Consider the following 21267-nt stretch of genomic DNA (forward strand, 5'->3'; position numbering starts at 1 on the left):
GGAAAAACGAGAGAGGGCACCCCGGGGTGCCCTCTCTCGTTTGCCTCTGCGCTCCCCCTGCCGACCTATGACGGCGAGAACTCCCGCAGCCGCTGCCGCAACGCCGCCTCCTCGGCCAGGGTCATGCCAGCCAGGGGCGTCTGCTCGTTGCTCGCCAGCCACGCCACCAGATCGGCCACCGTCTCCTCCAGCGGCCGGAAGTTCAGGCCATGAACGATGGCGGCCTCGGCGCTGATGCTGCCATAGCCGGCAAACTCGGTCTGGGTGTTGGGCAACAGCGTGGGATAACTCTGCCAGGGTTCGACCCCGGCCGCGATCAGGGCGGGCCAGGGGGTCCACTCCGGTTGCAGGGGGGAGGCCGGTATCAGGCGGGCCGCCAGACGCTCCACCCAGTCCACCAGCAAGATGCCGGGCTTGACGAGGTTGAAGCAGCCCTCCAGCCGCTGTTCGGCGGCCCGCAGCACGAACTCGGCGCAATCGCGCACATCCAGGTATTGCAGCCTGTCCTGCCCCTCCCCCGGCAACAGCCAGGATCCTCCTTGTTGCACCCGTTGCACCCACCAGGCCAGGCGGCCGGTCGGGTCGAAGGGGCCGCACAGCACACCGGGGCGCAGTATGCAGAGCCGCTCCCCCCAGCGGGCCCGATACTCGGCCTCGCACAATACCTTGAGCGGACCGTAGTCACTGGCTGACTCGCCGGGGGCCACTTCGTGCAGAGGCGCCGACTCGTCCATCTCGGGACGGGCGAAGTCACGATAGACGCTGATGGTGGAGATGAAGATGAGCCGCTCGCAGCGCCCGAGCAGGGCCGCCGAGAGGCTGGCCGCCTGCGCTGGGTCATAGCAGCAGGTGTCTATGGCCAGCTCCCAGTGCAGTCCCTCCCCCAGCAAGGGATCCAGGTTCTGATCCCTGTCCCCCTGCAGCTGGGTCAGCTCGCGCCAGTCAGGGTGCTGACGGTGACCCCGATTGAACAGCGTCACCTCATGACCCCAATCCAGGGCCAGCGAGGTGAGGTGGCGGCCCAAAAACCCGGTGCCGCCGATAATAAGCAGTTTCATCCCTGTCTCTCCTGTGCGCCGCTGTGCCATGACCCCGGCCAATCCCTTTCCTCCCCCCACCCTACGCAAGTTGGCCCCAGGGCACAGCCTCAGATGCCGCGCACTGCGACCGGGATCACAGCGGGCGGCAAGGGCTCCCTCCTGTGGCGACGCCTGCGTTTTCGGCACGCCTGTGCTACATTGCCGGGGTTTTCAGCCAGGATCCGCCATGAAGTTCGACATCGACACCCTAGGGATCATCCGCTCTCCCTACAAGGAGAAGTTCGCCATCCCCCGCCAGCCCGGCCTGGTCAAATCGGCCCGCGCCCGCCTGGAGCTGCTGCCTCCCTACGATCAGCCGGATGTGCTGCGCGGCATAGAGCAGTTTTCCCACCTCTGGCTCAGCTTCGTGTTTCACCAGACCATGGCCCAGGGCTGGCACCCGACGGTGCGTCCGCCGCGCCTCGGCGGCAACGAGCGGGTCGGGGTCTTTGCCACTCGATCCACTTTCCGCCCCAATCCCCTCGGCCTCTCCGTGGTCGAGCTGCACAGGGTGGGCCGAGAGCGTGGCAAGCTGTGGCTCGATCTCGGCGCCGTGGATCTGCTGGACGGTACCCCTGTGGTCGACATCAAGCCCTACATTCCCTATGCCGACAGCCTGCCCCACGCCCGGGGTGGCTTCGCCCCCGAGGCCCCCACACCGCCGCTGTCGGTGAGCTTCACCCCGGAGGCGGAGCAGCAGCTCATGCCCTGGCTCAAGGCCCACCCCGAGCTGCACCAGCTGGTGAGCGAGGTACTGGCCCAGGATCCCCGCCCCGCCTACAAGAAGGGCAAGCCGGACGACAAGGAGTACGGCGTCAGGCTGTTCGACCTCAATGTGCGTTTTCGCATCAGCGAGCCCGACTGCCTGGTGTCGGCCATAGAGCCCGCCTGATCTTCGCCAGCCCAGGCCCATAAAAAAACCACCCGCCCGGGTGGTTTTTTGCTGCCGCCGCCGGATGGCGGCAATCAGAGGCGCTGCAACAGCAGGCTGCCGATGGAGTAACCGGCGCCGAAGGAGCAGAGCACGCCGCGAGCCCCGCTCGGCAAGTCCTGGTTGAACAGGTGGAAGGCGATGACTGAGCCCGCCGAGCTGGTGTTGCCGTAGCTGTCCAGGATCACCGGCGCCTCCTGCTGGCTGGCGTCGTGCCCCAGCAGCTTGCGGCCGATGAACTGGTTCATGGTGAGGTTGGCCTGATGGAGCCAGAGCCGGCTTAAAGAGTCTGCCGCCCACCCCTGCTCATCGAGCTGAGCGCTTATCTGGTCACACACCAGGGGCAGCACCTCCTTGAACACCTTGCGCCCCTGCTGGCGGAACAGCTTGTCATCACCATAGCGGGTACGCGGGCTGAAGCGGTTCAGGAAGCCGAAGTTGTTGCGGATGTTGTTGGAGTACTGGGTCACCAGCTTGCTCGCCACCAGTTGCCAGGGGTTGGCCACCTTGCAATCTTCTTCCCGCTCCAGCAGCACTGCGGTGCAGGCGTCGCCGAAGATGAAGTGGCTGTCTCTATCCCGGAAATTGAGATGCCCCGAACAGATCTCGGGATTCACCACCAGGGCCAGTCTGGCGGTGCCGGCCGCCAGCAGATCCGCCGCCGTCTTGATGCCGAAGGTGGCGGAGGAGCAGGCCACGTTCATGTCAAAGGCCATGCCGCTCGCCCCCAGATAGTGCTGCAACTCGATGGAGAGCGCCGGATAGGGGCGCGGCATGTTGGAGGCCGCCACTATGACGAGATCTATCTCGCCGGGCTCGCGACCGGCGGCGATCAGCGCCTGCTCGGCGGCGGCCACCGCCATCTCCACCATGATGGAGGGCTGGTCATCGGGGCGCTCCGCCAGCAGGGGCTGCATGATGTCGGGATCCAGCACCCCTTCCCTGCTCACCAGATGGCGGCTCTTGATGCCCGAGGCCTTCTCGATGAACTCGCAGCTCGAATGCTGCTTGGCGGGCAGTTGGCCCGCGTCGATGGCGGAGGCGTTCTCCTCGTTGTAGAGATCCACATACTGGTTGAAGGCCGCCACCAGCTCTTCGTTGCTGACGGCAAAGGGCGGGGTATAGAGGCCTGAGCCACTGATTACGATAGAGGTCATCTTTGCTCCTGGCCGGGTGCAATCCCGGCTTGTCTGTTTTTTTGGGTTCAGAGGTTCATAGCTGATCGATCGCTGCGGCGAGACCAGCCAGGGTCAGCGGGTGCATGCGCCCGCCAATCACGTCATTCATCAACTTGATGGAGGGGTGCCAGAGCCACTCCTGCCTGGGGACCGGGTTGATCCACACCAGCTTGGGGAAGTGGTGCTGCAGGCGCTCGAGCCACACCTGGCCGGGCTCCTCGTTCCACTGCTCCACGCTGCCGCCGGGCCAGGTGATCTCGTAGGGGCCCATCTTGGCGTCCCCCACAAAAATCACCCTATAGTCGCTGCCGTAGGTGCGCAGCAAGCTCAGGGTATCGACGCGCTCCTGAGCGCGGCGGCTGTTGTCATGCCAAACGAAGTCGTACAGGCAGTTGTGAAAATAGAAGAACACCAGGTGCTTGAACTCGTGGCGCAGGGCACTGAAGAGGCGCTGTACCTCGGCCACGTGGGCATCCATGGATCCCCCCACATCGAAGAACACCAAGAGCTTGACCCCGTTGTGACGCTCGGGGCGCAGCTTCACATCGAGCCAGCCCTGGCGGGCCGTGCTGCTGATGGTGTCGTCGAGATCCAGCTCCGAGGGATTGCCCTTGCGCACCCAGCGCCTGAGCTTGCGCAGGGCCAACTGGATGGCCCGCTGGCCGAGCGGCGAGTCGTCGCTGAAGTTGCGGTAGTGGCGCGCCTCCCACACCTTGGTTGCCTTGCCATGCTGGCCCTCGCCTCCCATGCGGATCCCCTCGGGGTGAAAGCCGCCATGGCCGAACGGGCTGCTGCCCCCTGTGCCCACCCACTTGTTGCCGCCGGCGTGGCGCGCCTTTTGTTCGCGCAGGCGCTGGTTGAGGGTCTCCAGCAGCTTGTCGAGCCCGCCGAGGGAGTTGAGCAAGGCTTTCTCCTCAGAGCTCAATAGCCGCTCGAACTCCTTGCGCAGCCAGTCATCCGGCAGCGTCTCGGGCAGCAGGGGGATGGCTTCCAGCCCCTGGTAGTACTCGGCGAAGGCACGATCGAAGCGATCGAGGTGGGCCTCGTCCTTCACCAGCAGGCAGCGGGACAAGCGATAGAAGTCGTCCATGTCCACGCTGGCGAGCCCGGCCGCCAAAGCACCATGGAGATCCAGCAACTCGCGCAGGCTGCAGGGCAGCTTGTGACGGCGCAGATGGGTGAAGAAGTCGATCAGCATTCAGCCGCCGCGCCGCGCCAGGAAGGCCAGCTTCTCGAACAGGTGCAAGTCCTGCTCCGTCTTGAGCAGGGCGCCATAGAGGGCGGGCACCAGCTTGCCCGGCTCCCGGCTGCGCAGCGCCTCGGGGGCTATGTCATCGGCCAGCAGCAGGCGGATCCAGTCCAAGAGCTCTGAGGTGGAGGGTTTCTTGCGCAGCCCCTCCACATTACGCAGCTCGAAGAAGAGATCCATCGCCTCAGCGAGCAGGCTCTCCTTGAGGTTGGGATGGTGGAGTTTAACAATGGCCTGCATCTCGGCCTTGTCGGGAAAGCGGATGTAATGGAAGAAGCAGCGGCGCAGGAAGGCGTCCGGCAGCTCTTTCTCATTGTTGGAGGTGATGATGACCACGGGACGCTGGCGCGCCTTGATGCGCTCCCCTGTCTCGTAGACGTCGAACTCCATCCGATCCAGCTCCAGCAACAGATCGTTGGGAAACTCGATGTCGGCCTTGTCAATTTCGTCGATGAGCAGCACAGGGCGCTGCTCGGCGCAAAACGCCTGCCACAATTTGCCCCGGCGAATGTAGTGGTGGATCTCCCCCACCCGGGGATCCCCGAGCTGGGAGTCCCGCAGCCGGGCCACCGCATCATATTCATAGAGCCCCTGCTGGGCCTTGGTGGTGGACTTGATGTGCCAGCTGATGAGGTCGGCACCGAGCGACTCGGCGACCGCCTCGGCCAGCACCGTCTTGCCGGTGCCCGGCTCACCTTTGATCAGCAGCGGCTTCTCCAGCACTATGGCGGCATTGACGGCCATACTCAGTGACCTTGATGCGAGATAGCGATCGCTTCCTGCAAATCCCATGAGATCCATTCCTTTGGTCGCAGGAGAACCTCAAGGTCCTTCGGCGAGAGAGAATAAGTTCTATATGTTGTAATAACATATTGTTATAACGATTCGTCACTTCTCATTCAGAAACCACAGGGTAATCTTGTTTCATCGCCTTAACAAACACAGGGATAGCACCATGAGCAAAATTTTTGAGGACAACAGCCAGACCATAGGCAACACCCCGCTGGTTCGTCTCAACCGTGTTACCAAGGGCCGCGTGCTGGCCAAGATCGAGAGCCGCAACCCGAGCTTCAGCGTCAAGTGCCGGATCGGCGCCAATCTCATCTGGGATGCCGAAAAACGCGGCGTATTGACCAAGGGCAAGGAGATCATCGAGCCTACCAGCGGCAACACGGGTATTGCCTTGGCTTTCGTGGCGGCTGCCCGTGGCTATCCCATCACCCTGACCATGCCGGCCACCATGAGCCTGGAGCGCCGCAAGCTGCTCAAGGCGCTCGGCGCCAACCTGGTGCTGACCGAAGGCCCCCTCGGCATGAAGGGCGCCATCGCCAAGGCCAACGAGATCCTGGAATCCGAGCCGGGCAAGTATGTGCTGCTGCAGCAGTTCGAAAACCCCGCCAACCCCGAGATCCATGAGCAGACCACTGGCCCCGAGATCTGGGATGCCACCGACGGCGAGGTGGATGTGTTTGTGGCAGGCGTCGGCACCGGCGGCACCATCACAGGGGTCTCCCGCTATATCAAGCAGACCAAGGGCAAGGCCATCATCTCGGTCGCGGTCGAACCGGCCGAGTCCCCCGTCATCAGCCAGAAACTGGCGGGTGAAGAGATCAAGCCCGGCCCCCACAAGATCCAGGGCATTGGCGCCGGCTTCATTCCGGGCAACCTGGATCTGACCCTGCTGGACCGCGTCGAACAGGTGAGCAGCGAGGAGTCCATCGAGATGGCTCGCCGCCTGATGGAAGAAGAAGGCATACTGGCGGGGATAAGCTCAGGCGCCGCCGTGGTGGCTGCCGCCCGTCTGGCCGAGCTGCCGGAGTTCAAGGACAAGACCATAGTCGTCGTGCTGCCAAGCGCCGCCGAACGCTACCTCTCCAGCGCCCTCTTCGCCGGCGTGTTCAGCGAGCAGGAACTGCAGCAGTAATTGATCGTCTTACATCAAAACAACGGCGCCCCTGGGGCGCCGTTTTCATTATGCGCTAAACTCAGTAGCCATCAGTGTCAGTCGGCCCCTTATTTTTTGGGGTAAAATAACAAACTTGGGCCTGACAAAAAAAGCAGACATTCTGTGATAAATCTCATATCCTGTGCCGCGTCACGAGGTGTTTACCGGCTAGGTATCACAAGGTAACAAAGTGTTATTTTTCGTTATAAATTAATTTCAGGCCAGTCCTGACGCGGCTTTCAGCCCGATAACGAAAAGACTTAGCCTGGACGCCGAATACTGCACAGAAAATTGACCTGGATTAAACCATTGCAGGTCTGATTTCGTTACTTTACAACATATCCATACTGACACGGTGAGACAGGAAGCCTCATTAGCGACCATCTCTCCACACAATATCAATAATATGGGGTGAAACCATGTACGAGAAGTCTGTTGTTATTACTGCTGAAAACGGCCTGCACACCCGTCCCGCAGCTCAGTTCGTGAAAGAAGCCAAAGAATTCCAAAGCGAGATCACTGTGGTCTCCGGTGGCAAATCCGCCAGCGCCAAGAGCCTGTTCAAGCTGCAGACCCTGGGCCTGACCAAAGGCACCAACGTGACCATCCAGGCCGACGGCCCGGACGCTCAGAAAGCCGTTGAGAAGCTGGTTGCCCTGATGGACGAGCTGGAGTAATCCAGCTTTACTCCTCCCCCACAGTCGTTTTAATAGGAAGGATTATGATATCTGGCATTCTTGCGTCCCCCGGTATCGCATTCGGTAAGGCGCTTCTTCTGAAAGAAGATGAAATCGTTATCAATCAGGGCAAGATTTCTGCTGACCAGATTGACGTCGAGATCAACCGCTTCCTCGAAGCCCGCACCAAGTCAGCCGCACAGCTGGAAGCCATCAAAGAGATGGCCGGTCGTACCTTCGGTGAAGAAAAAGAGGCCATCTTCGAAGGCCACATCATGCTGCTCGAAGATGAGGAGCTGGAAGGGGATATCAGATCCTTCATCAAAGACAACAAGGCGTCCGCCGACAAAGCCATCTATGAGGTGATCGAACAGTACGCCAAGATGATGGCCGAGCTGGATGACCCCTATCTGCGCGAGCGCGCCACCGACTTCCGTGACATCGGTACCCGTCTGGTGAAGAACGTGCTGGGCATCGCCGTTGTCAACCTGAGCACCATAGACGAAGAGGTCATCCTGGTCGCCAAAGACCTGACTCCGTCCGAAACCGCTCAGATCAACCTGAAATACGTGCTGGGTTTTGTCACCGACATCGGTGGCCGTACCTCTCACACCTCCATCATGGCCCGCTCCCTGGAGCTGCCGGCCATAGTGGGCACCAACGACATCACTGCGCGCGTCAACAACGGTGACATGCTGATTCTGGATGGCATCAACAACCAGATCATCATCAACCCGACCGCCGAGCAGCTGGCTGAAGCCAAGAGATTCCAGGCCCAGTTCCAGGCCGAGAAGGACGAACTGGCCAAGCTGAAAGATCTGCCCGCCATCACGCTGGATGGTCATCAAGTCGAAGTCTGCGCCAACATAGGTACCGTCAAGGATACCGAGGGTGCCATCCGCAATGGCGCCGAAGGCGTGGGTCTGTACCGCACCGAGTTCCTGTTCATGGACCGTGATGCGCTGCCGACCGAAGATGAGCAGTTCAAGGCCTACAAAGAAGTGGCAGAGGCCATGCCGGATCAGCCGATCATCGTCCGCACCATGGACATCGGCGGCGACAAAGAACTGCCCTACATGAATTTCCCGAAAGAGATGAACCCCTTCCTGGGCTGGCGTGCCGTGCGTATTTTCTTCGATCGCGAAGACATCATGCACGCCCAGCTGAAGGCCATACTGCGCGCCTCTGCCTTCGGCAAGCTGCGCATCATGTTCCCGATGATCATCTCCGTCGAAGAGTTCCGCAGCCTCAAGGCAACCGTGGAACAGCTGAAGGCCGAACTGCGTGCCGACGGCAAAGCCTTTGATGAATCCATCGAAGTGGGTATCATGATCGAGACCCCGGCTGCTGCCGTGATGGCTCATCATCTGGCCAAGGAAGTGGATTTCTTCAGTATCGGTACCAATGACCTGACCCAGTACACCCTGGCTGTCGATCGTGGTAACGAGATGATTTCCGCCATGTACAACCCGCTGTCACCCTCCGTCCTGACCCTGATCAAGATGGTAATCGACGCTTCCCATGACAATGGCAAGTGGACCGGTATGTGCGGTGAACTGGCTGGTGACGAACGCGCCACCCTGCTGCTGCTGGGTATGGGTCTGGATGAGTTCTCCATGAGCGCCATCTCTGTACCGCGTATCAAGAAGCTTATCCGCAACACCAACTTCGAAGATGTGAAGGCAATGGCAGACCAAGCTCTGAGCTATGCGACCGCCGCCGAAATCGAAGCCTGTGTAGATAACTTTATTAAGCAGAAGGCAGTCTGCTAAGATCGGCTGCAAACAGCGACAATCATCTCTAGGAGCTTTTACTATGGGTCTGTTTGATAAACTGAAGAAACTGGTCTCCGATGACAGTTCTGACACCGGCGGCATCGAAATCTTCGCTCCGCTGTCTGGCGAAATCGTGCCCATCGAAGATGTGCCTGACGTTGTCTTCGCCGAGAAGATCGTCGGTGATGGCATCGCCATCAAGCCGGCTGGCAACAAGATGGTTGCTCCGTGCGACGGCACCATCGGCAAGATCTTCGAGACCAACCACGCGTTCTCTCTGGAATCCGACTCTGGTATCGAGCTGTTCGTTCACTTCGGTATCGACACCGTCGAGCTGAAAGGCGAAGGCTTCACCCGCATCGCCCAGGAAGGTCAGAAGGTCAAGCGCGGTGACACCATCATCGAGTTCGATCTGGCCGTACTGGAAGCCAAGGCGAAGTCTACCCTGACTCCGGTCGTCATCTCCAACATGGACGAGATCAAAGAGCTGATCAAGATGACTGGCGCCGTGACCGTGGGCGAGACCCCGGTTATCCGCATCAAGAAATAATGCAACGCTGGCTGGTGCCAGCTGCTGCAACAAAAAACCGAAGCCCTGGGCTTCGGTTTTTTTATGGGCAACACCTTGGGTCCGCCTGCCCCTTAGCCATCTGGGGCTAGCAGGTTCCCTGACCGGGCAAGGGCAATCCGATGCAAAAGCGCGGTCAAGATCAAGGCATTGTCCGACAAGCCTTGTAGCATGGGTGTGGAAACCACGGGATCCCGGCGCCGTGCGTGACGGGATGGACCAGGGCAATGCAATGCGCCCTCCGGAAGGAGATGAAGATGCTGAAGAATACGGAACAACGTTATGGCAGCCTGAGCATAGGGTTGCACTGGCTGACCCTGCTGCTGATGGTGGCCGTCTATGGGCTGATGGAGTTCAGGGATATTTTCCCCAAGGGCTCGACCGGACGCGACCTGATGAAGGAGTGCCACTTCATGGTGGGCTTGCTCATTCTGGCGCTGGTGCTGGCGCGACTGCTGGTGCGCTTTGGCAGCCCCTCGCCACGCATAGTGCCCGCCCCCTCCCCCCTGATGCTCAAGCTCGGCCACCTCGCCCATCTGGCCCTGTACGGCTTTTTGATCCTGACGCCGCTGCTGGGTTGGCTGCTGCTGAGCTCGGGTGGCAAGCCCATCCCCTTCTTCGGATTAGAACTACCCGCCCTTATCGCGCCGGATGATGGCTTGAAGGGAACGATAAAAGAGCTGCACGAGACGCTGGCCAACATAGGCTATGCCCTTATAGCCCTGCATGCTGCGGCGGCCATCTATCACCATCATGTGCTCAAGGACAACACACTGACCAATATGTTGCCCGAGAAAAAATAGCCCGGGCGGACAACAGCAACAAAAAGGCTCCGATACCGGAGCCTTTTTGTTATGGCTGAAGCGTCACCCTCAGGGCAAGACCACCCGGCTCTCGCCACCGCCGAGGGCCTCGACCCGGATCTGCACGCCGATCCGCTCCACCAGAGTCTGAACGTGGGAGATGACCCCGATCTGGCGGCCCGCCGCCTGCAGGGAGTCCAGGCTGGAGAGCGCCAGATCCAGGCTGTCCGGATCCAGGGTGCCGAACCCCTCATCGATGAACAGCGATTCGACCTGGGTCTGGCGGGAGGAGAGGCTGGAGAGGGCCAGCGCCAGCGCCAGCGACACCAGGAAGCTCTCGCCGCCGGAGAGGGAGTCCACAGACCTCACCTCGTCCCCCATGTCCAGATCCACCACTTGCAGCGCCAGATCCGTGCCGGGCACCCGCTCCAGCCGATAGCGCGGCGACAGTTCGCCAAGCTGGGCGTTGGCCTCCAACAATAGACGTTCGAGCGTGAGGCTCTGGGCGAAGGTGCGCAGCTTGGCGCCGCTGGCGGAGCCGATAAGCTCGGACAGTTGCAGCCAGTGATCCGCCACCGCCTGCTGGGCGGCCAGTGCCTCCTGCAGGCTCCCCGCCTTCTGCGCCGCCGCCTCGGCCTGGGCCAGGGTGCTCTTGCACTGGAACAACTGCTCTTCCAGCTCGCCGCAGCGGGCCTCGCAGGCCCCCAGACGCTCGGCAAGGGCCTCGGCCGTGAGGGCGGCCAGCTCCCCATGATGCTCCCGATAGCGCGCCAGCTTGGCCTCCTCCTGAGCCAGCGCCCGCTGACGCTCGGTCAGCCGGGTGCGGGCCTCGACCAGGGCATCGTCCAGGCGCTGCAAGGCGCTGCGGCGAGCCCTGAGATCATCCGCCGTGATGGCCAGCAGTCGACGCAGATCATATTCGGCGATGCCGAGGGTGCCGGAATGGGCCGCCCAGCGCCCCAGCGCCTCGCGGCGACGACGGCTGCTCACCTGCCTGTCCTGCTCGAGATGGGTCAACCTGGCCTTGAGCTCGGTCTGCTTCTCCCGGGCGACCCGCAGCGCGGTCACCGCCTCCTCAAGCTGACTGGCCACCAGTTGCAGCCGCTGCTGCCACTCCTGCTCGACCAGGGCGATGGCACGGCCTCCGAGGCAGGCCTCCCGGCTGGCGAGCAGCCCCTGACGCTGCTGCTCATGCTCCTTGTAGTCGCGCTCCAGCTTGTGCAGCAGCTCGTTCTGGCTCTGCACCCGCGCCTCCTGGGCGCTCAGGGCCGGGGTCAAAGTGGCCAGCTCGCCCCCTAGCTGCTCCCATTCGCTCTGTCCGCGCAGATACTCCTCGCAGGTCTGCTGCCACTCCTGCCATTGCCGGCTGCCAAGCCACTGGCGCCAGGGCTCGGCCCCCATCTGTTCATCGAGACGGGCCTCCCCCAGTGCCAGGCGTTGGCGCAGTGACGCCTCCTGCTCGGCCAGCGCCTTCAGCTCGGCCTCCCACTCAATCTTCTGCCGCTCGGCGTCCTGCCACTGCTGCTCAAACTGCTGATGGCGGGCGGTCAGCTCGGTCAGCTGGCTGCGCAGCCCCAGCAGCCTCTGCTGCCCCTGCTGGGCCTGCTGCAGTCGTCGCTGCCCGGCCACGAGATCCGACTCCAGAGCCTCCCCCTGCGCCAGCAGGCGAGCCAGCAGCTCGGTCCACTGCGCCGGGCTTTGCCGCAAGGGCAGCCCCTGCCCCAGCAGGGCATCCCCTCCCAGTTGCAGCCAGCGCTGGACCATCTGCTCGGAGCGCGCTTCCAGCTCGGGTTGATGCTGCTGACGGGCGACCAGCTGACGCGCCAGCTCGACCCGCTCGCTCTCCCCCTGAATATGCTGATGGTTGAGCTGCTCCCACTCCAGATCCAGCTGACGGACACGCTCGGCCAGTTGCGCCAGTATGCCGGCCACCTGGGGCTGGCTCCGGGTGTAGGGATGCTCTTCGGCGCCGCAGAGCGGGCAGGGCGTGCCATCGCTCAACACGTGGCGATACTGCTCGAAGCTGGCCACGGCGCGGGCCTGCTCCAGGGCATGGCGCGCCTCGCCGCGCTGGGTGGCGAGCCGAGCCAGCGCCGGAGCCAGCTCCTCATGCTGGGCCCTCAGCCGGGCAAGATGCTGCTCGAGCAGCGCCATCTCCTGCTGCAACCGCTCCTGCTGCTCGCTGTGGTTGCGGCCCGCCTGGGCCAGCTCCAGCAGTTGGCGAATCCGGGCCAGTTGCTCTGTCTGGGCCTGACGCTGCTCCTGCGCCCTGGCTACCTCTGCGTCCCACTCCTGCGCCTGCAGCTCATCGTGCAGCTGTTGCAATCGGGTGCGCTCCTGCTGCCAGTAGTCGCGCTCCTGCTGCCCCTGCTCCAGCCGGCTGGCAAGATCCCGCAGGGCATGGCCCTTGTGCTCACGGCTTTGCAGCACCCGCTGCAACAACTCCCTGTCCGCCGCCCAGTCCTGGATGGCCGCAAGCAAAGGCTGCCACTGGCGCGCCAGCGGGGCCAGGGCCTTGCGCTCCTCGAGCCAGAGAGCCCACTGCTGACGGCGCACCGTCAGGGCCTCGACCCGACTCGCCTGCTGCTGCCACTCCTGCTGTAGCGCCAGTTGCAGGGCCCGTGCCTGGGTCCCCTGCTGCCGGGTCTCCTGCAACTGCTGGCCCTTCTCCTTGAGCCGGGTATCGAGCTCCTGCGCCCGCTTGAGCTCGGGTTGCAGGGCCCCCCACTCCCGCTCGGCGGCAATCTTGTCGGCCAGCAGTTGCTGCTCGCGCAGCGCGGCCTGCTGCAACACAGGTTCAACCTGCTCCAGCTGGGGGGCAAGCTGGCCTATCTGCAGCTCCTGCTGCTGCACCTCCAGGGTGAGGCGGGCGAGTTCGTCGTGATCGGCGCGGGCCACCTGAGCCTGTTCGGCGCGGGCAAACTCTTCCCGCCCGGACGCCGCCTCGCCATGGGCCGCCTCGGCGGCGGCCAGCGCCTCCTGCCCCTCCCGGCAGGCCTGCAACTGGGCGGCAATCCGTCCGTTGAGATCCCGCAAGTCCTGCAACAGCTGACGCTGCTGCTGTTCGTGCTTGAGGCTGGTGGAGAGGCTCAGCTGCCGGGCGACCCAGCGCTCGCGTGTCTCGTCGTCCATCAGGGCCACGTCGCCGAGCCGCTGCTGTATGGTCGCCAGCGCCTGCTGCTCGGCCCGCGCCCGCTCATGGGTCTGGATGGAGATGGCGGAGTAGAGCTCGGTGCCCGTCATCCGCTCGAGCAGGGCGGAGCGCTCATCGGCGCTCGACTTGAGGAAGGCGGCAAACTCCCCTTGCGGCAGTATCACGGCGCGGCGGAACTGCTCCCAGGAGAGGCCCACCAGCTCGTCGATGCGATCCTGCAGCTCCCGCTTGCTGCCGGAAAAGACCTGCCCCGACTCGACGTCGGTCAGGCTGCGCTCCTGGGCCTGGAAGCGCCCCTCCGAGCGATTGCGTGCCCGCCGTACCGCCCAGCGCGCCAGGTAGATGCGGCCGTCACAGCCGCGGAACTGCACCTCGGCATAGCCGCTGGCGTGGCCGCGGCTGAGGATATTTTTCACATCATTGGCGGTTAATTTTTCTTTTTCGTCTTCATCCGCTCGGCCAATTTTCTCAACATTCTTGCGATTGGCGATAAAGCGCGGCATCTCGTCATAGAGGGCGAGACAGATAGCGTCGAGCAATGTGCTCTTGCCCGCACCCGTGTTGCCCGTGATGGCAAAGAGCCCGGCAGCCCCCAAAGCGCCACCTGCGAAGTCGATGGTGAAAGCGCCGGTCAGGCTGGCCAGGTTTTCCCCTGCAAGAGACAAGATTTTCATGTGTTGGATTCCTTGACCTGCTCCAGGATCTCTTCAAACGAGGCGACCAGCTCGGCCGCCGGCTCCCCCTCGAACTGCCGCTGATAGCAGAGACGGAACACCTCTGTGGGGGATAGCTCATCCAGCCTGCGCCGCTCGCGGCCATCGGCCAGCCCCTCCCCCGAGCCCTGATACTGGGTGCTGATGCGGGCCAGACGCACCGGCTTGCCCGCCATGACCGCCAGAATGCGCTCGCGGATGCGGGCCTCGGGCTTGGGCAGCAGCAGGCGCACCTCGAGGAAGGGCTGCGCCTCCTGGGGACAGTCGGGCAGGGAGAGCGCCTCTATGGCGGTGAGCGCCTCCTCGAGTGTGCTCTGGGGCAGGCGTATCATCTCCACCGCACGGGGCACAGGGATCCGCTCCAGCCCCGCCAACTTGCCCCCCTCAAACCTGACCTCCAGCACCTGATGGTTGTAGTTGGCCTCGGCGAGGGAGAGCGGTAGCGGCGAGCCACTGTAGTGCACGCCCTCGGCCGGGCTCTGGGCCAGATGGAGGTGGCCAAGGGCGGTGTAGTCGGCGGTGGCGAAGATGTCGGCAGGCAGGGCATGCTGATTGCCGCCGAGCACCCGCCGCTCGGAGAGCTCGGAGAGCTGACCCGCCGCCAGGTAGGCATGGCCCATGGCGATCAGCGCCTGGCCGGGCTCGCAGCGCGCACGGCCTTGCGCCAGCACTTCCTGGTAGATCTGGCGAACCCCTTCGATCAGCCGATCCTGCCCCTCTTCGAGCGGCTCCACCCGCAGGTCGCTGCTGCGAAGAAAAGGCACGGCGGCGCACCAGGCGGCAACCTTGCCCTCCCTGTCTTGCAGTGGCACCAGCAGGCGATCGGTTTCGAGCCTGCCCTCCCCGTCCCGGCTGATGCTGCCCACCAGATGCAGGTCGAAGGCCCGCAGCAGCTCGTGGGGGGCGTCCAGCTTGGAGGGAGAGTCGTGGTTGCCACCGATCAGCACCATGTTGAGACGGGGCATCTCGGCGCGCAGCCTGGCCAGGAAGCGATAGAGCTGCTGCCAGGCGCTGGCGGGAGGATTGGCGGTATCGAACAGATCCCCTGCTACCAGCAGGGCGTCGATCTGCCGCGTCTTGATGGTGTCGGTCAGCCAGTCGAGAAAGGCATCGTGTTCGAAGCGGCGCTCATGACCATGGAGTTGATGGCCAAGGTGCCAGTCGGCAGTGTGCAGGATCTTCATGAAAAGCGGCTCGAAAGATAAGAGGGGGGGCAGTGGTACCCGATGAGGACAAGATGAGGATACGACCCTCTTTTTTCAAGCAAAACAGGCCGGTGACGTCAGATTCAGACGGCTTGGAAATGCATCTGGTACTGGGGATGACCGGTCAGGGGATCCGAGACCTCACCCCCGATCCTGAACCCGTGGCGGCGATAGAAGCGCACCGCCGGCTCGTTCTCCACGAAGACCCGGGTATGGAGCGCCCCCACCTGTTGCTTGGCCTCCTGCAGCAGGGCATGACCAACCCCGCGTCCCTGGCGGTCGGGTCGCACGAAGAGGGCGGCCAGGTAGTCATCCACCAGGGCCATGAAACCGAGCAGTTCCCCGCGCTCTTCAAACACCCAGATGCGGGCGTGGTCGAGGTAGCGGGTACGCAGCTCCTCCTGAGCCTGCCACCAGCAGGAAGCGTCAACGAAATCATGGGCCTGCAAGGATGCCAGCAGCCAGATCTCGACGATCTCTTCCATGTCTTCCGGCCGGCTCGCTCTCAACATATTCGCATCCTTGTTAACAATTTGAACACTCGCAGTCTAGGGGAGTTCGATGACAAGACGGGCGGTCAAGATGAGGCCATGTGAAGTCGATCGCCCTTTATTTAGCGAGAATGATTGGCTGATCACAAAGCGCCTCTCTAGTACAATGCCCGCCGGACAATCTATGAGACCGAGGACCCCATGTGGTTTAAAAACCTGCAGATTTATCGCTTTACCCGCCCCTTTGACCTGACTGTGGATCAGCTGGAAACCCAGCTCGAGGCCTGTGCCTTCACCCCGTGCGGCAGTCAGGACATCTCCCGGTTCGGGTGGGTCAAGCCCCTTGGCAAATTCGGCTCCACCCTGACTCACAGCGCCTCTGGCCACATCCTGCTCTGCGCCCGCAAGGAAGAGAAAATGCTGCCGGGCACGGTGGTCAAGGAGATGCTGGCGGAGAAGGTCGAAGCGATCGAATTCGAGCAGGGCCGCGCCCTCAAGAAGAAGGAGAAGGAGGCGCTGAAGGAGGAGATCATGCATACCCTGCTGCCCCGCGCCTTCAGCCGTACCAGCCAGACCTTCGCCTGGATCAATCCGGCCGACAACCTGATGGTGGTGGACGCCGGCTCCGCCAAGAAGGCGGACGATCTGCTGGCGCTGCTGCGCAAGAGCATAGGTACCCTGCCGGTGGTCCCGGTGGCCCTCAAGAACCCGCCCGAGATCACCATGACCGAGTGGCTGAACGAGGGTAACCTGCCCGCCAGCTTCACCCTGGAAGACGAGGCCGAGCTGCGCAGCGCCATGGAGCACGGCGGCATCATCCGCTGCAAGCAGCAGGATCTGATGAGCGACGAGATCAAGAATCACCTGGCCAACGACAAGCTGGTGACCAAGCTGGCCCTGAACTGGGGCGAGACCCTGAGCTTCGTGCTGGGGGACGATCTCTCCATCAAGCGCCTCAAGTTCAGCGAAGAGTTGCGCGAGCAGAACGACGACGTCACCAGCGAGGATCCCGCCGCCCGCCTGGATGCGGACTTTGCCCTGGTGACCGCCGAGCTGGCCCAGTTCATCCCGGCGCTGTTTGCCGCCCTGGGTGGCGAAGAGCAGTCCCTCTGAGTTGTCCCTTGCCTGTAAAAAAAACCGCCTCGGCGGTTTTTTTTGATCCCGGGCGGCCCCGCCGACGCGGCAGGAGCATCGGCCTCATAGAGCGCCGCGCTCCTGCAAAAGCCGGTGAAGCCGCTCGGCCAGGGCGCCATATCCCTGCGCATTGAAGTGCACGGCGTCGGACTTGAACCCGGGAGTGCGCAGCAGCTCGCCAATGCTGTCATTGTCCAGCACCAGTCCGTACTGCTGTGCCAGCTCCCCGTAGAGGGGCGCACCATCGGCAAACAGGGACTTGCGAGGCACGGCCACCAGCAGCACCTGGGCGCCGCTGCCCTGCACCGCCTCTATCATGGCGGCGAGATTGGCCTTGAGCGCCCCCTCCCCGCTGCCGCGCAGCATGTCATTGCCTCCCTCCAGCAAGATCACCAGCGCGGGCCTGTGCTCGGCCAGCAGCGCCGGCAAGCGGGCCCTGCCCGCCTGACTCAACTCCCCCGAGACCCCGCCATTGATGACGGGGTGGCCGCTCAAGCTCGCCAGTACGCTGGGGTAGCTCTGGGCCGGACTGACCCCGCGCCCCTCGGTCAGGCTGTCTCCGAACGCCAATATGGTCTCCCCCGCCGCCAGAGGTCTGAACTCCGGCTCGCCACAGGCGGTCAGCAGCAGGCAGAGCAGCCCCGTCACGCAACGCCTCACCAGTCCCTCCTTGTGCATCCTGGGCCTCTCCTTGATATTTTTGTAACCATATGAGTATAAAGACAATCTTTCAATCGGGCTCCAAGTGTGCCACATTCCGATGACTGTACAAGAAACCGACAAGGAGCCTGTCATGTCCCTCAAACCCCTCGCCCTGCTGGTCGCCTTCGGCCTGCTCACCGGCTGCGCCCCCCAGAGTGCCTTTCATTATGTCCCCCCTCCCCAGACCCTGACAGCCCCCGAGGCGGCCAGCGGCTGGACCGACAAGCCGGGCTGGCAGGGGCGAGACTTCATGGTGGCCGCGGCCAACCCGCTGGCGGTGGATGCGGGCTACCAGATCGTCAAGGCGGGAGGCAGCGCCGTCGATGCGGCCATCGCCGTCCAGCTGGTATTGACTCTGGTGGAGCCGCAATCTTCCGGGATCGGTGGCGGCTCCCTCATGTTGGTGTGGGATGGCAAGCAGGTGGCGGCCGTGGATGGCCGGGAGACGGCACCGGCGGCGGCCACGGATCAGCTGTTCATGAAGGATGGCAAGCCGATGGCGTTCTATGACGGCGTGGTGGGCGGCCGCTCGGTCGGCGCCCCCGGTACTGTGCGTGCCCTGGCGCTGGCCCACGCCCGCTATGGCAAGCTGCCCTGGGCCAGCCTGTTCGAGCCTGCCATCACGCTCGCCGAGCAGGGTTTCATCATCAGCCCTCGTCTGGCCACCCTGCTCGCCAAGGATCCCTATCTGGCCAAAGACCCCGAGGCCAGGGCCTACTTCTACCAGGCGGATGGCAGCCCCAAGGCGGCGGGCACCCGGCTCACCAACCCGGCCCTGGCCAAGGTACTGCGCACCCTGGCAAGCGAGGGGCCCGACGCCTTCTATCGCGGCCCGCTGGCGGATGCAATGGTGGCCAAAGTCCATGCCCATCCCACCAACCCCGGGGTGCTGAGCGCCGCGGATCTGGCCAGCTACAGCGCCAGGCTGCGGGACGGCCTCTGCTTTGACTATCGCCAGAGCGAGGTGTGCGGCTTCCCGACTCCCTCCTCGGGCACCCTGGCCCTCGGCCAGATCTTCGGCATGCTGGAGAGCCGTGACATGGCGGCCCTCAGGCCGGTGCAAGGGGCGGACGGCCGGCTGGCCGCCTCAAGCGAGGCAATCCACCTTTACAGCGAGGCGGCGCGGCTCGCCTTCGCCGACCGCAACCAGTATGTGGCGGACGGAGACTTAGTCGCCGTGCCGGTGCGCGGCATGCTGGACAAGGACTATCTCGCCGAGCGGGGCCGGCTCATCGGCGCCAAGTCCATGGGCGTCGCCCAGCCGGGCACGCCGCCACTGGCGCTGGCCCGTGGTCAGGATGCCACCCCCGAGCTGCCCTCCACCAGCCACGTCTCCATAGTGGATGGGGACGGCATGGCGGTCTCCATGACCAGCTCCATCGAGGATGGCTTCGGCTCCCGGCTGATGGTCAACGGCTACCTGCTCAACAACCAGCTCACCGACTTCTCCTTCACCTCGGTGGATGCCGCCGGTCTGCCGGTGGCCAACCGGGTGGAGCCCGGCAAGCGCCCGCGCTCCTCCATGTCGCCCCTGCTGGTGTTCGACAAGCAGAGCAAGCAGCTGGAGATGAGCCTGGGCTCCCCCGGTGGCTCGGCCATCATCAACTACGTGGGCAAGGCGCTGCTCGGCACCCAGGACTGGGGGCTGAACCTGCAGCAGGCCATCGACCTGCCCAACTTCGGCAGCCGCAACGGCCCCACCGAGCTGGAGCAGGGACGCACGCCCGAGTCCGTTATCCAGGGGCTCAAGGCCAGGGGGCACGAGATAGTGCTCAGCGAGCAGACCTCGGGCTTGCAGGGAGTGCAACGCAATGCCGGTGGCTGGTTTGGCGCCGCAGACCCGAGGCGAGAGGGGGTTGCCAAGGGCGAGTGATCCCCTGGCGCACATCAACGGAGGCGGCGCATCGTCAGTGCCTGCTGGCCGCGGACAGGGCCTGACGGCCGCATCCCTACTCCTCCAGACCGGTTTGCGCACATTTGCACAAATAAAAACCCGGGCCTGTTGCCCGGGCTTGGCACTGAACGGCAGGGGCAAAGGCCGCCATGCACGCAATGACGGGAACTACAGCAGATCGTGCTTGTCCAGCAGCCGGTAGAGGGTGGCGCGCGAGATGTCCAGGGTGCGCGCCACCTCCTCCAGCTGGTCAGGGAAACGGGCCAGCGTCCGTTGCAGCGCCTGGCGCTCTGCCGCCTCACGCACGGCCTTGAGCGAGCCATCGAGCAACAGGGAGTCCATGTTGGTCAGCTCCATGTCATCGGCCTCGATGAAGGGGCCAGAACTCATGACGGCTGCCCGCTGTACCCGGTTGCGCAGCTCCCTGACATTGCCGGGCCAGCCATAGGACTGCATGGCCTGACGCGCCTTGTGGGTAAAACTCAGCATCCTCCCTCCCCGCACTTCTGCCAGGATATCGTCGGCAAGCAGCTGGATGTCCTCCGCCCGTTCGCACAAGGCAGGGGTGCGCAACCGCACCACGTTGAGCCGATAGTAGAGGTCCATGCGAAATCCACCGCTGGCCACCGCCTGCTCCACATCGATATTGGTGGCGGCGATGACCCTTACGTCCACATTCCGAGTCAGATGACTGCCCACGGCCTCTATGCTCTGCTCCTGCAAGAAGCGCAGCAGGGTCGCCTGATCCTCCAGTGGCAACTCCCCGATCTCGTCGAGGAACAGGGTGCCGCCATCGGCCGCTTCAATCTTGCCTATCTTGCGGCTCTGGGCACCGGTGAAGGCGCCCTTGACGTGGCCGAACAGCTCGGACTGGATCAGCTGATGGGGCATGGCGCCGCAGTTGACGGCCACAAAGGGACTGTCTTCGCCGAAGGTGCTGAAGTGCAGCTCACGAGCCACCAGCTCCTTGCCGGTTCCGCTGGGCCCGGTCACCAGCACGGGCAGGCGGCAATGTTGCAACCGCATGATCTGCTCGCGCAACTGGCGAATGGCGCTGCTCTCCCCCTGGATGAAGCGCAGTTGAGCCGGCATCTTGGGGCGATGGCGCCGGATGAGCTGCGCCATTCCCAACGCATGACCCAGGCTGTGGGAGAGTCTTTCCTGATCGAGCGGGAAGGTGTGGAAATCATGGAAACAGGCTGCAAGCAGGTTGCGCAGGGCTTCACTTGCCAGGCAATCACGCTCGATCAGGCCAATCCACAGGCTGCTGGAGTGTTGGCCAATCAGGGAATACAAGGCGTCATGCTGATCCGGCTTGATGGCCACCAGCACCAGGGGATAACTCTTTTCCTGCAATTTCTGTTCTGCCACCGCCAGGGAACTTGCCTGCTCCACTTGCCATTCGCTTTTTATCAGCAGGCTTTCCAGCACGGCACATGAATTGATGAGTAACAATGCCGTTTCTGTCATAGGGAAAACTCCTTGTTATAGCCTCTGCACGAGAGAGTCTGACCATTGCTCTTTGAGGCTCACTCTTTCATCTGGCAAGGGCATAGCGATCATCAAATGACGCCAACTCAAGGTAACCAGACGATGATAACTATAAACCATCCCGCATTTAGACTGATGACACCACAATAATGAGACAGCAAAATTAACGGTGAGAAACAATAAAGTCATTGATAAACAATATGTTGATGAATCATATAAAAGTTCATTATCAAAACTGAGACTTAAACACAAATAGCTCAAATGCAAAAACAATACAT

17 protein-coding genes are annotated in these 21267 nt (G+C 62.9%); 8 read left to right on the plus strand and 9 right to left on the minus strand.

The features are described 5' to 3' along the window. Positions 1 to 65: 65 nt before the first annotated feature. The gene (locus OC537_RS10230) at positions 66 to 1058 is read right to left on the minus strand and encodes an NAD-dependent epimerase/dehydratase family protein (protein ID WP_262110964.1); all 993 of its coding nucleotides are present in this window, start codon (positions 1056 to 1058) and stop codon (positions 66 to 68) included. A gap of 208 nt (positions 1059 to 1266) precedes the next feature. Here OC537_RS10230 and tsaA point away from each other — a divergent pair, with 208 nt between their 5' ends. Further along, positions 1267 to 1971 (plus strand): tRNA (N6-threonylcarbamoyladenosine(37)-N6)-methyltransferase TrmO, encoded by a 705-nt coding sequence (gene tsaA, locus OC537_RS10235; RefSeq protein ID WP_262110965.1) that lies wholly within the window; start codon positions 1267 to 1269, stop codon positions 1969 to 1971. A 74-nt stretch (positions 1972 to 2045) separates the two neighbouring features. Here tsaA and OC537_RS10240 read toward each other — a convergent pair whose 3' ends face one another. Genes OC537_RS10240 through OC537_RS10250 form a run of 3 tightly spaced genes read right to left on the minus strand, consistent with a single transcriptional unit; the run spans position 2046 to position 5229 of the window. Then, positions 2046 to 3167: a beta-ketoacyl-ACP synthase III gene (locus OC537_RS10240; protein ID WP_262110966.1), complete on the minus strand. Its 1122-nt coding sequence runs from the start codon at positions 3165 to 3167 to the stop codon at positions 2046 to 2048. 55 nt (positions 3168 to 3222) lie between these two features. Continuing rightward, positions 3223 to 4386, minus strand: a complete 1164-nt coding sequence (locus OC537_RS10245) for a vWA domain-containing protein (protein WP_262110967.1) — start codon at positions 4384 to 4386, stop codon at positions 3223 to 3225. After that, positions 4387 to 5229: an AAA family ATPase gene (locus tag OC537_RS10250; protein WP_163147334.1), complete on the minus strand. Its 843-nt coding sequence runs from the start codon at positions 5227 to 5229 to the stop codon at positions 4387 to 4389. 163 nt (positions 5230 to 5392) lie between these two features. Here OC537_RS10250 and cysK point away from each other — a divergent pair, with 163 nt between their 5' ends. From cysK to OC537_RS10275, 5 genes are all read left to right on the plus strand, one after another. After that, the gene (gene cysK, locus OC537_RS10255) at positions 5393 to 6361 is read left to right on the plus strand and encodes a cysteine synthase A (protein ID WP_262110968.1); all 969 of its coding nucleotides are present in this window, start codon (positions 5393 to 5395) and stop codon (positions 6359 to 6361) included. A 440-nt stretch (positions 6362 to 6801) separates the two neighbouring features. Then, positions 6802 to 7059: an HPr family phosphocarrier protein gene (locus OC537_RS10260; protein ID WP_005303128.1), complete on the plus strand. Its 258-nt coding sequence runs from the start codon at positions 6802 to 6804 to the stop codon at positions 7057 to 7059. A gap of 44 nt (positions 7060 to 7103) precedes the next feature. Then, the gene (gene ptsI / locus OC537_RS10265; RefSeq protein ID WP_262110969.1) at positions 7104 to 8831 is read left to right on the plus strand and encodes a phosphoenolpyruvate-protein phosphotransferase PtsI; all 1728 of its coding nucleotides are present in this window, start codon (positions 7104 to 7106) and stop codon (positions 8829 to 8831) included. A gap of 43 nt (positions 8832 to 8874) precedes the next feature. Continuing rightward, a complete protein-coding gene (gene crr / locus OC537_RS10270; protein WP_005325875.1) occupies positions 8875 to 9384 on the plus strand; it encodes a PTS glucose transporter subunit IIA in 510 nt (169 codons plus the stop codon). A 275-nt stretch (positions 9385 to 9659) separates the two neighbouring features. Further along, positions 9660 to 10205 carry a cytochrome b gene (locus OC537_RS10275; RefSeq protein WP_262110970.1) on the plus strand — a complete coding sequence of 182 codons (546 nt, stop codon included), beginning with the start codon at positions 9660 to 9662 and terminating at the stop codon, positions 10203 to 10205. Between the two features lie 69 nt (positions 10206 to 10274). Here the strand turns inward: OC537_RS10275 and OC537_RS10280 are convergent, their stop codons facing one another. The 3 genes from OC537_RS10280 to OC537_RS10290 all read right to left on the minus strand — a co-directional run bounded on the left by OC537_RS10280 (position 10275) and on the right by OC537_RS10290 (position 15789). Beyond that, positions 10275 to 14033: an AAA family ATPase gene (locus OC537_RS10280; protein WP_262110971.1), complete on the minus strand. Its 3759-nt coding sequence runs from the start codon at positions 14031 to 14033 to the stop codon at positions 10275 to 10277. Next, positions 14030 to 15256, minus strand: a complete 1227-nt coding sequence (locus tag OC537_RS10285) for an exonuclease SbcCD subunit D C-terminal domain-containing protein (protein ID WP_171276575.1) — start codon at positions 15254 to 15256, stop codon at positions 14030 to 14032. The genes OC537_RS10280 and OC537_RS10285 overlap by 4 nt, the downstream gene beginning before the upstream one ends. A 104-nt stretch (positions 15257 to 15360) precedes the next feature. Beyond that, complete coding sequence (locus OC537_RS10290) at positions 15361 to 15789, minus strand: GNAT family N-acetyltransferase (protein ID WP_106886193.1); 429 nt, start codon at positions 15787 to 15789, stop codon at positions 15361 to 15363. Between the two features lie 180 nt (positions 15790 to 15969). On the opposite strand from OC537_RS10290, the gene rdgC reads away from it, so the two are divergent. Continuing rightward, positions 15970 to 16881, plus strand: a complete 912-nt coding sequence (rdgC, locus tag OC537_RS10295) for a recombination-associated protein RdgC (RefSeq protein WP_106886192.1) — start codon at positions 15970 to 15972, stop codon at positions 16879 to 16881. A gap of 84 nt (positions 16882 to 16965) precedes the next feature. Here the strand turns inward: rdgC and OC537_RS10300 are convergent, their stop codons facing one another. Next, the gene (locus OC537_RS10300; RefSeq protein ID WP_262110972.1) at positions 16966 to 17580 is read right to left on the minus strand and encodes a GDSL-type esterase/lipase family protein; all 615 of its coding nucleotides are present in this window, start codon (positions 17578 to 17580) and stop codon (positions 16966 to 16968) included. A 115-nt stretch (positions 17581 to 17695) separates the two neighbouring features. On the opposite strand from OC537_RS10300, the gene ggt reads away from it, so the two are divergent. Continuing rightward, positions 17696 to 19477, plus strand: coding sequence for a gamma-glutamyltransferase (gene ggt, locus OC537_RS10305; RefSeq protein WP_262110973.1), 1782 nt, complete (start codon positions 17696 to 17698; stop codon positions 19475 to 19477). A gap of 189 nt (positions 19478 to 19666) precedes the next feature. Here ggt and OC537_RS10310 read toward each other — a convergent pair whose 3' ends face one another. Further along, positions 19667 to 20968: a sigma-54-dependent transcriptional regulator gene (locus tag OC537_RS10310; RefSeq protein ID WP_262110974.1), complete on the minus strand. Its 1302-nt coding sequence runs from the start codon at positions 20966 to 20968 to the stop codon at positions 19667 to 19669. Between the last annotated feature and the right edge of the window lie 299 nt (positions 20969 to 21267).

Origin of the sequence: Aeromonas sp. Marseille-Q5825 (genome assembly GCF_946892685.1) — a bacterium.
Taxonomy (GTDB): domain Bacteria; phylum Pseudomonadota; class Gammaproteobacteria; order Enterobacterales; family Aeromonadaceae; genus Aeromonas; species Aeromonas rivipollensis.